This window comes from Streptomyces sp. NPDC079167, assembly GCF_040686735.1.
In the GTDB taxonomy this organism is placed as follows: Bacteria; Actinomycetota; Actinomycetes; order Streptomycetales; family Streptomycetaceae; genus Streptomyces.
In genome coordinates, this window is the sequence record NZ_JBFBLO010000005.1 from 151,382 (window position 1) to 165,993 (window position 14,612).

The 14,612-nt window shown below is 70.3% G+C and carries 7 protein-coding genes; 4 read left to right on the plus strand and 3 right to left on the minus strand.

Going from position 1 to position 14,612, the window contains the following annotated elements; genetic code table 11:
- Positions 1 to 12 precede the first annotated feature (12 nt).
- Positions 13 to 2,448, plus strand: a complete 2,436-nt coding sequence (locus tag AB0P41_RS12695) for a GH92 family glycosyl hydrolase (protein WP_365931756.1) — start codon at positions 13 to 15, stop codon at positions 2,446 to 2,448.
- A 172-nt stretch (positions 2,449 to 2,620) separates the two neighbouring features.
- Complete coding sequence (locus AB0P41_RS12700) at positions 2,621 to 5,947, plus strand: LamG-like jellyroll fold domain-containing protein (protein ID WP_365931759.1); 3,327 nt, start codon at positions 2,621 to 2,623, stop codon at positions 5,945 to 5,947.
- Positions 5,948 to 6,059: 112 nt separating this feature from the next.
- On the opposite strand, the gene AB0P41_RS12705 is transcribed toward AB0P41_RS12700, so the two are convergent.
- Positions 6,060 to 7,079 (minus strand): LacI family DNA-binding transcriptional regulator, encoded by a 1,020-nt coding sequence (locus AB0P41_RS12705; protein WP_365931761.1) that lies wholly within the window; start codon positions 7,077 to 7,079, stop codon positions 6,060 to 6,062.
- A 220-nt stretch (positions 7,080 to 7,299) separates the two neighbouring features.
- Here AB0P41_RS12705 and AB0P41_RS12710 point away from each other — a divergent pair, with 220 nt between their 5' ends.
- Positions 7,300 to 8,127 (plus strand): phytanoyl-CoA dioxygenase family protein, encoded by an 828-nt coding sequence (locus tag AB0P41_RS12710; protein ID WP_356707080.1) that lies wholly within the window; start codon positions 7,300 to 7,302, stop codon positions 8,125 to 8,127.
- A 38-nt stretch (positions 8,128 to 8,165) separates the two neighbouring features.
- On the opposite strand, the gene AB0P41_RS12715 is transcribed toward AB0P41_RS12710, so the two are convergent.
- Positions 8,166 to 10,514: an AbfB domain-containing protein gene (locus tag AB0P41_RS12715; RefSeq protein WP_365931764.1), complete on the minus strand. Its 2,349-nt coding sequence runs from the start codon at positions 10,512 to 10,514 to the stop codon at positions 8,166 to 8,168.
- 72 nt (positions 10,515 to 10,586) lie between these two features.
- Positions 10,587 to 13,019 (minus strand): RICIN domain-containing protein, encoded by a 2,433-nt coding sequence (locus tag AB0P41_RS12720; protein ID WP_365931766.1) that lies wholly within the window; start codon positions 13,017 to 13,019, stop codon positions 10,587 to 10,589.
- A 475-nt stretch (positions 13,020 to 13,494) separates the two neighbouring features.
- On the opposite strand from AB0P41_RS12720, the gene AB0P41_RS12725 reads away from it, so the two are divergent.
- Positions 13,495 to 14,580: an ABC transporter substrate-binding protein gene (locus tag AB0P41_RS12725; protein ID WP_356707077.1), complete on the plus strand. Its 1,086-nt coding sequence runs from the start codon at positions 13,495 to 13,497 to the stop codon at positions 14,578 to 14,580.
- Positions 14,581 to 14,612: the final 32 nt, after the last annotated feature.

The following is a 14,612-nucleotide window of genomic DNA, read 5'->3' on the forward strand; positions in this document are numbered from 1 at the left end:
GTATCCGAGACCATGCCCTCCAGACCGTCCCCGGCCCGGCGTCTCGCCGCACGGGCCGCCGCGATCGCCCTCACCGGCGCGCTCGCCGGCGCCGTCCTGCCGCCGGCCGCGGAGGCCGACGCGCTGGTCGCGCGCCCCACCGCCTACGTGGACCCGATGATCGGTACGGCGAACGGCGGCAACACCTATCCCGGCGCGGTCCGCCCGTACGGCATGATCGCCTGGTCCCCGACCAGCACCACGGGCGACCAGACGAGCACCGGCGCGGCCAACGGTTACGAGTACGGCGTGACCCGGATGCGCGGGCTGAGCCTCACCCACGTCAACGGGGCCGGCTGCAACCCCGGCGCCGCGGGTGACGTGCCGATCATGCCCTTCGTCGGCGACGTCACCTCCTCGCCGTCCGCCGACACGAAGGACGCCGTCTACGCGTCCGGCTTCTCGCACGACGACGAGCGTGCCGTTCCCGGCCGTTACACCGTGGGACTGGACTCCGGAGCCACCGCGGACCTGGCCGTCAGCGAGCGCGCCGGAGTGGCCGACTTCAGCTTCCCGGCGGACAAGTCCGCCAATCTGCTCTTCAGGGTGTCCAACTCCCTGAACGGCAGCGAGGACGCCGAGATCGAGATCGACACCGCCCACCGCAAGGTGACCGGTTCGGTGCTCACCGGGGCGTTCTGCGGCAGGCGCGCCAACGGCGGCACCAACAACCGCAAGAGCTATTACCGGCTCTACTTCAGCGCCTCCTTCGACCGCTCCTTCTCCACCACGGGCACCTGGCGCGACGGCACCCTCGCGCCGGGCGCCACCAGCACGAGCGGCGGCGAGGGATACGCCACCGGGGCCGACCGCGCCGGGCGCGGTTCCGGCGGCTGGGTCGGCTTCGACACCGCGGCCGACGACGACGTCCGCATGCGGATCGGGATCTCCTACGTCAGCCAGGCCGGTGCGGAGGCCAACCTCCGCCAGGAGATCGCGCCGAGGGCGAGCGTCGACGACGTGGCCCGCGCGGGATCCGCGGCCTGGGACCGCGAGCTCGCCTCCGCGCGCGTCGGCGGCGGCAGCGACGCGCAGCGCACCGCGTTCTACACCGCGCTGTACCACTCGCTGATGCAGCCGAACCTGATCAGCGACAGGGACGGCCGCTACCCGGGCATGGACGGGAAGTCGCACCGCGTGACGCGCGGTCAGAAGGCCCAGTACAGCAATTTCTCCGGATGGGACCAGTACCGCGCCCAGATCCAGCTCCTCGCCCTCCTCAAACCGAGGATCGCGGGCGACTTCGCCCAGTCGCTGCACAACTTCGCCCAGCAGAACGGCGGAGTCTGGGACCGCTGGGTGCACGTCAACGGCGCCACACATGTGATGACGGGCGACCCCACGGCCGCCACCCTCGCCACGTTCTACGCGATGGGCGTACGCAACTTCGACTACGAGGGCGCCTACGAATCCCTGGCACGGCAGGCCACGGTGCCCCACCCGGACGGCCTCTCCGACGCGGGATGCCCGGGCCAGTGCACCGGCCAGCGGCCCAATCTCGCCCAGTACCTGGAGTCCCACTACGCGGCCCAGGACGTCTGCCACTGCTGGGGCGGCGCCGCCGAGACGCTGGAGGACGCGGTCGCCGACGCGGCACTCGGCCGGTGGGCCCGGCTGCTCGGGCGCGACGAGGAGGCCGACGCCTTCGAGGAGCGCGGCCGCTGGTGGCGTAACGTCTTCAATCCCGAGGCCGGCGACGGCGCCGGGACCACCGGCTACATCCAGGCACGCAACCTCGACGGCTCCTGGGTGACCCCCTTCAGCCCGGGCAGCGACCGGGGCTTCGCACAGGGGGCCAGCGCCACGTACACCTGGATGGTCCCGCAGGACGTGCAGGGGCTGGCCGAGGCCATGGGCGGCCGTGACGTGGCCGCCGAGCGGCTGGACCGCTTCTTCCACAAGGCGGACGGCTCCTGGTCGGTAAAGGGCGGCGACGCGCTGCGCTACGACCCGACCAACGAACCGGGCATCCACGCCCCTTGGCTCTACAACGCGCTGGGACAGCCGTGGAAGACCCAGGAGACCGTACGGGAGATCGTGAACACGGTCTACGGGACCGGCCCGCGAGGCCTGCCCGGCAACGACGACCTCGGCACCATGTCGGCCTGGTACGTCTTCTCCGCCCTCGGTCTCTACCCGCAGACGCCCGGCAGCGCCACGATGCTGCTGGGAGCGCCGCTGTTCCAGTCCGCGGTGCTGGACCGGCCGCAGGGCGGTGACATCCGGATCAGCGCCCCCGAGGCCGATGCGACACATCCGTACATCGACGCCGTGAAGGTCGACGGACGGACGGCCGACAAGTCGTGGACGGACGCTCGGCTGGTCACCCGTGGGGGGTCGCTGAGCTACCGGCTCGCCGACCGGCCGAACACGTCCTGGGCCACGGGACCTGCGGGTCTTCCGCGGTAGTCCTCCGGCCGGCCCCGACCCGGAGCCCGGTGGGCGGCGCGACGCCGCCCGCCGGGCTCCGCCTGCCCGGGGCGGAGGGCGGGAGGGGTCTTGATTTTCTATCGTTGAAAATTCTGTGTGCACGACCGTTGTCAGCTGTTTGAGGCTGTGGCTCAATGTTCGACTATGTGCAGTGCTCCGCGGTTCGGAGCACTCCGGCTTCTTCGACGAGGACGACGCCTTGATACGACAACTAGCCCGCCCCCGCACACTTTTCAGATCACTCGCCTGCACGGCGGCGCTGCTGCTCCCGCTCGGGGTCACTCTGGTCCCGGCCGCCGCAGCGGCCCCCTCGGCGGATGCCGCCACCGCCTCGGCGTTCACCAAGGAGGACCCCTCCACCGAGGTGCACGGTCTCAAGGGCGAGTACTTCGCCATGTCCGCCCCGGGCGCCCGTGACTTCGCGAAGCTCGGCGCCACCGCGCTCGACCCGGACATCAACTTCCCCGGGCTGACCGGCGCGTTCGAGTCGGCCACGGGACAGACCGAGCACACCACCGCCCGCTGGACGGGACAGATCGAGGCCCCGGAGACCGGTGACTACACCTTCTCCGCCATCGGTGACAACGGCTTCCGGCTCTTCATCGACGACAAGGCGGTCATCGACCACTGGGAGCCGGACTGGGACAAGGAGCAGACCAGCGCTCCCGTCGCGCTGAAGGCCGGTGAAGCGCACACCTTCCGGCTGGAGATGTTCCAGGACACCGGCGGGGCGAACATGTTCCTGCGCTGGTCGAGCGCGAAGCTCGCCAAGCAGATCGTGCCCGAGTCGGCCTTCACCCCGCCGTCCGACTTCGAGGTCTACCCGGTCGGGCTGACCGTCGCGGAGAACGGCCTCAAGGTGCAGGCGACCTTCGACCACCAGGTCAGCGGCATCGAGGACGTCAAGGACCACCTCACCGTCGAGGCGGACACGACGCCGATGCCGGTGAAGTCGGTGACCAGGGCGTCGGACAACCGCAAGGCGCTCGTCGTCACCCTGGGCGCCGCGGTCCAGAAGGGCCAGCAGCTCAAGGTCGTCTACGACGGCGAGGGCGGCCTGAAGAACGGCGACGAGACCGTACCGGAGATCAGCCGCAGGGCGAAGAACCTCTCCACGCACCGGCTGACCACGCCGTGGGGCGACAAGGTCGACCCCCGGAACCCGATGCCCGAGTACCCGCGCCCGCAGCAGGTGCGCGACGACTGGAAGAACCTCAACGGGCAGTGGGAGTTCGCCGGAGCCACCGCCGGTGAGAAGCCGGTCTTCGGCAAGAAGCTCGACGAGCGCATCACCGTGCCGTACCCCGTCGAGTCGCAGCTCTCCGGACTCGAGCGCCACGAAGACCACATGTTCTACCGCAAGCTCGTCACGGTGCCCAAGAGCTGGTCGGTCGGCAAGCGGGGCAACGACGACCGCCTGAAGCTCAACTTCGGCGCCGTCGACTACCAGGCGCGGGTCTGGGTCAACGGCAAGCAGGTCGCCGAGCACACCGGCGGCTACACCGCCTTCAGCGCCGACATCACCGACGCCGTCAAGGGCAGGGGCCCCCAGGAGATCGTCGTCGCGGTCACCGACACCACGGGAGCCGACCAGCCCACGGGCAAGCAGTCCCCGAACCCCAGCGGCATCTTCTACACCGCCTCCTCCGGCATCTGGCAGACCGTGTGGATGGAGCCCGTCGCTCCGGCCGCCATCGACTCGCTGAAGACCACGCCCGACATCGACAAGGGCAGGCTCGCCCTGACGGTCAACTCCGAGGACGCCTCGAAGTCCGCGCGGGTCACCGCCGTCGCCCGTGACAAGAAGGGCAAGGTCGTCGGCAGGGTCACCGGCCCGGCCAACAGCGAGCTCAGCCTGCCGGTCGCCAGGCAGCACCTGTGGACCCCGGACGACCCCTACCTGTACGACCTCGACGTCACCCTCAAGGACGGCCGCTCCAAGGACACCGTCGACAGCTACTTCGGCATGCGCTCCTTCGGAGTCGCCGAGGTCGGCGGCTACCAGAAGCTGGTGCTCAACGGGAAGCCGTTCTTCTCCCTCGCCCAGCTCGACCAGGGCTTCTACCCCGACGGTCTCAACACGGCGCCCAGCGACGACGCCCTGGTCTTCGACCTGAAGGCGCAGAAGGACCTCGGCTTCAACTCCGTACGCAAGCACATCAAGGTCGAGCCGGCACGCTGGTACTACCACGCCGACCAGCTGGGCCTCCTGGTGTGGCAGGACTTCGTCTCCGGCAACCTCACCGGTGAGAAGGGCCAGAAGGCCTTCCTCGACCAGGGTGCCGAGATGATGGAACAGCTGCACAACTACCCCTCGATCGGCGCGTGGATCGTCTTCAACGAGGGCTGGGGTGAGTGGGACCGTACCGAGACCGGCAAGATCACCGAAAAGGTCCAGGCCGCCGATCCCTCGCGCGTCGTCAGCGCCCACAGCGGTGTCAACTGCTGCAACTCCAAGGGTGACTCCGGCAAGGGCGACATCATCGACCACCACGACTACAACAACACCGACCCGGCCTTCCCCGACGAGACCCGTGCGGCGATCGACGGTGAGCACGGCGGCTTCACCCTGCGGATCCCCGGCCACATGTGGCCCGGTGCCCCCACCGCGATCTACAGCGGGGTCGCCGACAAGGACGCCCTGACCGCCAAGTACGTCGACAACACCCGTACGTACTACCTGGAGTCGGCCGGCGCCGAACTCTCCGGCTCCATCTACACCCAGGTGACCGACCTGGAGAACGAGCTCAACGGCCTCTGGACGTACGACCGCCGGGAGATCAAGGTCGACGCCGCGAAGGTGCGGAAGATCAACCAGGAGGTCATCGCCGCCGGCGCCGCAGCGGGCGAGCGGGACGAGCTCAAGGGCGGCGGCGCCTGGTCCCTCGACGAGAACGAGGGCACCAAGGCCGCCGACAGCGGCCCGAACCACAAGGACCTCACCCTCTCCGAGGGGGCGTCCTGGACACCGGGAGTGCAGGGCTCCGCGCTGAAGTTCGACGGCGAAGGCCAGTACGCGCAGACCGACGGCCCGGTCGTCGACACCACCGGTGACTACACCGTCTCGGCCTGGGCGTCGCTCGACGCGCTGCCGGGCAACTACGGCACCGTCGTCAGCCAGGACGGCCGGCGCCAGGAGAACCCGTTCTACCTCCAGTACGGACAGGGCGGGTTCGCCTTCTCCACCCCCGGCGCCCACCGTGCCCGGCTCGAGATCAAGCCCGAGCTCGGCCGGTGGTACCACCTGGTCGGCGTGCGCAGCGGTGACGAGATCAAGCTGTACGTCGACGGCAAGCTCGCCTCCACCGCCGCGGCCGGCACCGCCGACGTCAGCACCGGCGCGCTGTCCGTGGGCCGCGCCAAGTGGTCCGGCGGCAACACCGACTTCTGGAACGGCTCCGTCGACCAGGTGAAGGTGTACGACAAGGCGCTCACCGACCAGGAGGTGACCGCGCTCCACGACGGCGAACAGCCGTAGGGGAGCAAGCCCGCGGAACCGCTCCCGGCAGCGTGCGCACAGGCCGCGCTGCCGGGAGCTCCGCGCTGTCCCAGCCCCCGCCGCTCGATCTGTCGGAGGGGCGCGGCGGTCGTCACACCGGCGAGACCGCGGCTCCGGTGCTCTCCCGGGCCACCACGCGGTGCGGGACCACGATCCTGCGGCCGGCCAGCGTCTCGAACCTCCCCAGGACTCGCTCGGTCAGGCACTGCACCGCGCGTTCGGCGATCTGCTCCCGGTCCGGGGCGACCGTGGTGAGGGAGGGGGCGGCGAACCGGCCGTCCTCGATGTCGTCGAAGCCCATGAGCGCCAGGTCCTCCGGCACCCGTACACACTGTTCGGCCGCCACGCGCAGCGCCCCGAGGGCCAGTTCGTCGCTGAAGCAGAAGACGGCGTCGACGGAACCGTGCGCCTCCAGCAGCTCCCGCAGGGCCCGCGCCCCTTCGGCCCGGTGCAGGTCGGCCACCTCCACCTCGGCCACCGGCCGCAGACCGGCCTCCTCCAGCCCCTGCCGGAAGCCGGCGGCACGCAGCTCGGCCGTCCCGTGGCCCAGCCCCGACTGCAGGCCGATCGCCGCGATACGCCGGCGGCCCAGTGAGACGAGATGACGAGCGGCGTCCCGCGCCGCTCCCACGTTGTCCAGAGCCACGTGGTCGATGGACCCGTCCGGTTCCAGCTCGCCCAGGACGACCAGCGGCAGGCCGCCGGCGAGTGACGCCAGCCCGGCCGGGGACGTCGACCACGGGCTGATGATCATCCCGTCGACCTGGTGGCCCTCGGACCCGTCCAGGAGCCGCCGCTCCAGATCCGCCCGCCCTCCCGTCCGCTCCAGGAGCACCGTCCACCCGCGCTCCTGCGCCGCGTCGATGAGGAGGCCCGTCAGCGCGCCGAAGTACGGGGAGTGGATCTCGGGCACGGCGACCCCGATGAGACCCGTACGCCCCTGCCGGAGGTTGCGGGCGGCGAGGTTCGGCCGGTATCCCAGCTCCTCCACGGCCGCCATGACCCGGGCGCGCGTCGCCGGGGCGACGGCCGCGGCGTTGCTCACGACGTTGGAGACGGTCCTGACGGACACGCCGGCGAGTGCGGCGACGTCCTTGAGCCTCGCTGCCACAGCCAATGCGCTCCCGTCCCTCTGTCCGCGGGGGCGGTCGGCGGACCGTGCCCTCTGCGCTGTGCACCGTAACAGGCTCGTCGCACCATCTCGCGTACTCCCTCTTGCCACGTTGCTTGCAACGTTGCAATATGGGCGCGTCGACAGGGCAGCAGGAGGGTGACACCTCTTCCGCGCCTGCCTGTCGCGCCCGCCTCCCGCCGTTGAAGGGACCACTGCCATGCCCGATACCTCCCTCGCCCCCCAGCTGGACGCGGCCGTCCAGGATCTGTACACGGCCGGGATCACCGCCTGCCGGGGGGCCTTCACCCCGGAATGGGCCGACGCGATGCGGGAGGACATCGAGACGGCCTTCGCCGAGGCGCGCGGCCGGGAGGGCGGGGCGGTCGGACGGGGGCCGCACCGCTTCTACGTGGAGATACACCCCGAGCAACTGCGGGGGTTCGTGGACCTCGTCGACCATCCGTGGGTGCGTGGGGTGGCCGAGGCCGTCCTGGGGGCCGACTACCGCATCGTCGAGCTGGGCTTCGACGTCCCGCTGGCCGGAGCGGTGAACCAGCCCTGGCACCGGGACTTTCCCATGCCGGAGACCACCCGGCACCGGCGCCGGCTGACGTCTCTCGCCTTCAACCTCACCGCCGTGGACACGCGCGAGGACATGGGGCCGTTCGAGATCGCCCCGGGCACCCAGTGGGACGACGACCCGCGCTTCGGTCACGGGATGTTCCCGCCCCGCGACTCCTACCCGCGCTACGCCGCCCTCGCCGAGCGCAAGTACCCGCAGCGCGGGGACGTCTCCGCTCGTTCCGCCCTGACGATCCACCGGGGGACGGCCAACCACTCGCCCGACGCCCGGCCCGTCCTGGTGCTCGGCATCGACGCACCGGGGGCCGGCAACGACGCGCAGCACGACATGGCGGTGACCAGGGAGTACTGGGCGTCGCTGCCCGGGCGGGTCCGGGCCCACCTGCACTGCCCGGTCGTGGAGGAGCTGGCTCCCATCGTGCAGAAGCACACCATCGAGGGCCTGGTCATGGGCGACGCGTGACACCTCCGGGCCCGGCCGGCCGGGCCCGGAGGCTCACCTCAGGGCGCCCAGGGCGCGTCCACCGCCCACGTCGTGTCCTCGGTGAAGGTCGCCGCGTTGTCCCAGGCGTGACCGCCGCCCGGAGTGGCCAGCCACACCTCCGAGTCGATGTGGCGCAGATAGCTGCCGGGCAGATTGGCGCTCGACAGCCGTACGCCGCCCTGACCCGCCACCGCGCACCAGGTGGCGTCGGCCTTGAAGAGGGCCGATCCGTCGCTCGCGTCGCGGCGGACCCGGAAGTCCCGGTGGCGCAGGTACTCACCGGGGTAGTTGCGGGACTCGAACGAATAGCAGTTGCTGTTCGCCAGACCGGTGACGACCTTCCACGTGGCGTCGTTCTTCAGCAGCGCGGTGCTGCCGCCGTCGACGACGGCCGTGTAGGCGAGCGCCTGGGAATGGCGCAGGTACTTGTTCGTGTGCCCCGGAGTGGTGACCCTGAGCGACCTGTTCCCGGTGGGCAGGGTGACCGGTGGCGGGGGAGTCCTCGACGCCTGGATGAGGGCCTGGTTGGCGGCCTTCACCCGGGCGGTGTCCACCTTGACCACCTGGCGGTCGTAGGTGAGCAGCCCGTTCGCCTCGTTCTCGACGTCCGTGATCTCCGTGTAGACCGAAGCGGACAGCCCGGCGGGCAGCTGACCCACGCGGATCGAGTCGATGAGGCCCACGAAGCGGTTGTTCAGGGCGGAGAGGCTCGCCTGGTCCTCGTAACTGAATCCGCCGCCCGGATACCACTCGTGGCCCGGCACCTTGTAGCCCAGTCCGCCGAACTCGCCGAGGACAGCGGCCCGGGTCGCGGTCGGCGCGGTGTTCCCGGGGCCGACGTAGATGTGGTTGTCGACCACGTCGCCGTTGCCGCCGTCCACCGAACCGCAGCAGTTGACCCCGCTCATGTTGTTGACGAGCCGCGACGGGTCGTACGCCTTCACCTCGTCGGCGATCCTGGCCTGGTCGTACTGCCCCCAGCCCTCGTTCTGGTTCACCCACATGACCACCGAGGGCGAGCTGCGGTGCTGGTCGATGACCGCGTGGTACTCGGCCTCCCACTGGGTCCGTGCCGCGGTGTCGGGGGTCTTCCCGGTGTCCATCGCGGGCATGTCCTGCCAGACGAGGAGGCCCAGCTTGTCCGCCCAGTAGAACCAGCGCTGGGGTTCGACCTTGATGTGCTTGCGGACCATGTTGAAGCCGAGGTCCTTGTGCGCCTGGAGGTCCGACCTGAGCGCGGCGTCGGTGGGCGCCGTGTAGATGCCGTCGGGCCAGTAGCCCTGGTCGAGTGTCCCGGTCTGGAAGACGAACTTCCCGTTGAGGACCGGGCGCATGATGTTGTCGACCTTCGCGATGCCGACGGACCGCATGCCCGCGTAGCTGCCCACCGTGTCCACCACGGCCGCCCCGTCGAGCAGTTCGGCGCGTACGTCGTAGAGGAACGGGTCGTCCGGACTCCACAGCCGGGGGTTCGGCACCGGTACGGAGATGTCGGCGCCGGGGGCACCGGTCGCCGTGCCCACGACCGTGCCACCGCTGGAGACGGTGACCCTCGCGCTCCGGCCGGCCGCTGCCGCCGCCTGCACCTTCACCCGCAGGGTGCTGTTCCCGAGGTCCGGGGTCATGTCCAGGCGTGTGACGTGCGACGCGGCGACGGGCTCCAGCCAGACCGTCTGCCAGATCCCCGAGGCCGCTGTGTAGAAGATCCCGCCGCCCGGGTGCGGGTTCACGTCGTTGATCCGCTGCTTCCCGACGGCCTGGCCACCGGTCTGCGTCGGGTCGTACACGGAGACCACGACGGTGTTCGTACCGCCGTTGAGCTGGGGAGTGATGTCGTACGAGAACGAGTCGAAGCCGCCCTTGTGGGCGCCGACCCGGGTGCCGTTGACCCAGACGGTGCTCTGCCAGTCGGAGGCGCCGAAGTTGAGCACGGTGCGGCGGCCGTTCCAGTCCGACGGCACGGTGAAGGTGCGCTTGTACCAGAGCTTGTCGTTCTCGGTGATCTTGCGCTTGATGCCGGAGAGCGAGGACTCCGCCACGAACGGGACCCTGATCTGCTCGGAGAACGCCGAAGGCTGCCCGGCGTCGCGGCCGGTCACCTCGAAGTCCCAGATGCCGTTGAGATTGGCCCAGTCGGGGCGGGTCAGCTGCGGGCGCGGATACTCGGGGAGCGGGTTGTCGACGGGCACCTGGCCGGTCCAGGGCGTCGTCATCGGCGCCGGCTTCGGCGCCCAGGCCGTGGGCGCGGCGGCGGCCGGGCCGGTGCCGGCCCCGACGAGTGCGGTGGCGAGCAGTGCCAGCAGGCCGCCGCCGGCGGTCAGCCGTCTCCATAAGGTACTGCGGTGCGGTGCGGGTGCGGATCGCATTGCAGGTGCTCCTTCATGAGGAGGAGCCCCCGCGCCGGCCGGCGCGGGGGTGGCACGTCGGCGGACCGCCTGTCAGAGCAGCTGCCAGAGATGGTCCGCGGTCCCGTTGTCGTCGTACTGGACGACGTGGGCGCTGTCGGCGGTGGACATGCCGTCCACGCCGAGCACCTTGGCCGAGTTGCGGTTGCGGATGCGGTACCAGCCATCCCCGTCCGGCACGAGCTGCCAGAGATGGTCCGCCGTGTCGTTGTCGTCGTACTGCACGACGTGGGCGCTGTTCGCCGTGGACATGAGGTCCACACCGAGCACCTTGCCCGAGTGCTGGTTGCGGATGCGGTACCAGCCGTCGCCGTTGGCGACGAGCCGCCACAGGTGGTCGGCGGTCCCGGTGTCGGCGAACTGCACGACATGGGCACTGTTCGCGGTCGACATGAGGTCCACGCCCAGCACCTTGCCGGAGTTCCGGTTGGCCAGCCGGTACCACCGGTCCGCGAGCCACGGGACTCCGCCGGGGCCCGCTGTCGGGAAGGACGTGATCCGCAGCCGTGCGGCGCCCATCGGGACGAGCGTGACCTCCTCGACCGGTTCGGAGCTGCGTGCCGGGCTCTGCCGGAGCGGCTGCACCACGTGCTCGTCGTCGGCGCTCCACTCGGGGACGCGGCGGGCGCGGGCGGTCATGGAGAGCGGGGTGCCCTCCAGTGTGAAGGGGTTGTCCCCGGGGGAGCGGCGGCGCCGTGGGGCGGGGAGCCGTGCGCCCTCCAGGACGAGGCCGTAGTTCCACGGAGTGGTGGCGTGGACCGCGTACTCCGGGAACTGCTCGGTTCCCCCGATGCGTTCGTACGACTCCCCGATGCGCAGGGAGTAGGTGAGGGGGCCGTGGTCCACGCTGACCGATTCGTGGTTGTCCGCCCAGGTGCGCACGGTGGTCCGCTGCGGCAGGCGCAGAGTGACCCTGTCGCCGTCGGACCAGGTCCGCTCGATCCGGGTGAAGGCGGGGCCGGCCGGGGCGGTGACCCGCCGGCCGTTGACCCTGATGTCGGGCTCGTCGCACCAGGCGGGGACGCGCAGGACCAGGGGGAAGCGCAGTGCCTTCGGGGCATCGAGGGAGAGCGTGACCGTGTCCGTGAACGGATAGCCGGTCTCCTCGGTGAAGGTGACCTCCGTGCCGTCCGCGACCTTCGCGGTGACCGCGCAGGGCGCGTACATCGCCGCGGCGAGACCACCGTCCGGGGTGGCGAGCCAGAGCTCCTCGACGAAGTAGGGCCAGCCCATGCCGTAGTTGTGCGGGCAGCAGCGGTACTGGTCGACACCTGGCAGATACGCCTGCATGGCGAAGCCGTTCTGGAACTGCCGGTCCCGCTTGGGCACGTTGTCCAGGTCGACGCTGTTGGCGCTGGTGACGTAGTGGACCGCCTTCCCCGACGGGTCCAGCGCGGCGGGCAGCGAGTTGAAGGCCAGCTCCTCGCAGCGGTCCGCCCAGAGCGGGTCGCCCGTGATCCTGGTGAGCAGCTGGTGGCTCGCCATGAACTCGACGATTCCGCAGGTCTCGAAGCCCTGCCGGGGATCCCCGTGACCCGGCCGGGCGTTCTCGTCCCCGGCGAATCCGCCGCCGGGGAACTGCCCGTACGCGTCCATGGCCTTGGCGTACGTCCCGTACGTGTCCCGCGTGTCCTGCGGTGAGCCGCTGCGCAGGGCGTACTGGGCGGGTTCGCGGAAACCCTGCGCGATGTTGACGTTGTGCGGGTTGACCAGGTTGTCGCCCCAGTCGGCGCCGTAACGGTGGATCTTGTCGGCGAGGTCGAGCAGGAAGGCGTCACCGGTGCGGTTGAACAGCCAGTAGACGCTGTCGAGCCCGTCGCCCCAGCGCAGGGCGATCCAGCTGGTGTCGAAGGCGCCGGGGCCCTGCGCGTTCATGTAGCGGAAGAACCGGCTGAGGAACGGGATGATCCGGTTGTCCCCGTCGTACTCCTGCCAGGAGCGCAGCGCCTGGATCAGGGGCAGGAACGGCCAGAAGTCGGGACCGCCGTTCAGTGAGGTGCGCAGGGACTTCGGGCCGAAGAAGCCGTCGGACTGCTGGGTCGTGAGGATCGCGTCGATCCACCGGCGTGCGGCGGCCAGGGCCTTCGCGTCCCCCGTGACGATCGCCAGGTCCGTGTACCCGCGCAGCCAGTAGGGGACTTCCTCCCAGCCGCCCAGGTCGGGGCGGACCCAGCCGGAGTTCTCGAAGTCGAGGAAGTGCGAGAACTCCTCGTAGCGGCCGCAGAGGCCGTCCAGCTGGAGCCGGAGCTGGCCGGCGAGCCAGCCGTCAGCGGTGACGCGCCCCGGCGGCAGTTTCAGGAAGGCGGTCGGATGCAGCGGTGCGGCGTTGGGGGAGTAGTGGCCCCCTCGCGCGGCAGCCATCACGCCCTCGGCGGCGGTCGCCGTGGTGGCCCAGCGGCCGGCGGCTGTGGTGGCGGCGACGGTGGCCAGCGCACCGGTCATGAGTTGTCTGCGGTTCAGGGGCATCGTGTGGGGACTCCGCTTCTGCTCTGCCGGACAGGGGAGGAGCCGGCCCGGGCAGGCCGGCGCATCGCGAAGGCGGGTGCCGCCCCCGCGGGTGACGGGGCGACACCTCATGTGCAACGTTGGAAACTTGATGTCGGCGGTATGACAGCACGCGCTCAAGGCGGTGTCCAGGGGTGGCGCAGCACCTGACACAGAAGCGCCCCGGCGATCGGTGCGGGTGAGCACCCGTCCCGGGGCGACACATTTTGGAAACGCATCGACAACTCTCTTGCCGCCTGCGGCGCCTCGCCTATATAACGTTGTAAACCGAGCCGCCGAGAGGCCGCCCAAGCCCTCACGACCGCAGTTCTCGCAGCTCGGAACGGGTCGTGAGGGATACAGCGTCATCCGCCGCCGAGCGGCTGACGTGCCGTCCCGCCATGCCCGACCGCACGCAGAACGGTGTGCCGTCACCTCGCCAAGGAGCGTCCCGCGCATGATGATCCAGCGTCGATCCCGTACCCTCGCCGCGGCCTGCCTGATCGCCGCCACCGCCACGCTGGCCGTTTCCGGCTGCTCCAAGTCGGAGACCTCCAACAGCGCGGGCGGTGACAGCAGCCAGGGAGCCCAGGCGGCCAAGTCCCCCGAGGCGGCATCCGGCCCCGGCTGCTCCCTGCAGAGCTACGGCGCACCCAAGATCGACCTGAAGAACGCCGTGGTCGGCTTCTCCCAGTCGGAGAAGGAGGCCAACCCCTTCCGCATCGCCGAGACCCAGTCGATCAAGGACGAGGCCGCGAAGATCGGCGTCAAGAAGCTGCTCACCACCAACGCGCAGTCGCAGCTGTCCAAGCAGATCAGCGACATCCAGGACATGCTCTCGCAGGGCGCCCAGTTCCTCATCATCGCACCGCTCAACTCCGACGGTCTGGAGCCGGCGCTCAAGGCAGCCGCGGCGAAGAAGGTGCCGGTCCTCACCATCGACCGCAAGGTCAACGCCACGGCCTGCAAGGACTACGTGGCCTTCCTCGGCTCCGACTTCGTCGAGCAGGGCAAGCGGGCCGCCGACGCGATGATCAAGGCGACGGACGGCAAGGGCAAGGTGGCGATCCTCCTCGGCGCCTCCGGCAACAACGTCACCACGGACCGGACCAAGGGCTTCGTCGACCGGATCAAGGCCGAGGCGCCCGGTATCGAGATAGTCGCACAGCAGACCGGTGAGTTCGCCCGCGACAAGGGCCAGCAGGTCATGGAGCAGCTCATCCAGTCCAAGCCCGACATCACCGCCGTCTACGCGGAGAACGACGAGATGGGCCTCGGTGCCGTCACGGCGCTGAAGGCCGCCGGCAAGAAGCCCGGCAAGGACGTCAAGATCGTCTCGGTCGACGGCACCCGCAACGCCGTGCAGGCCCTGGTCAACGGCGAGTACAACGCCGTCATCGAGTCCAACCCCCGCTTCGGCCCGCTGGCCTTCGCGACGGCCCAGAAGTTCTACGGCGGCGACGAGATCCCCGAGAACGTCATCATCACCGACCGCGCCTACGACGAGAGCAACGCCAAGGCATCGCTCGGCGGGGCGTACTGATCCGCTCCTGAACGCATCGGCCCCCGGCCGCC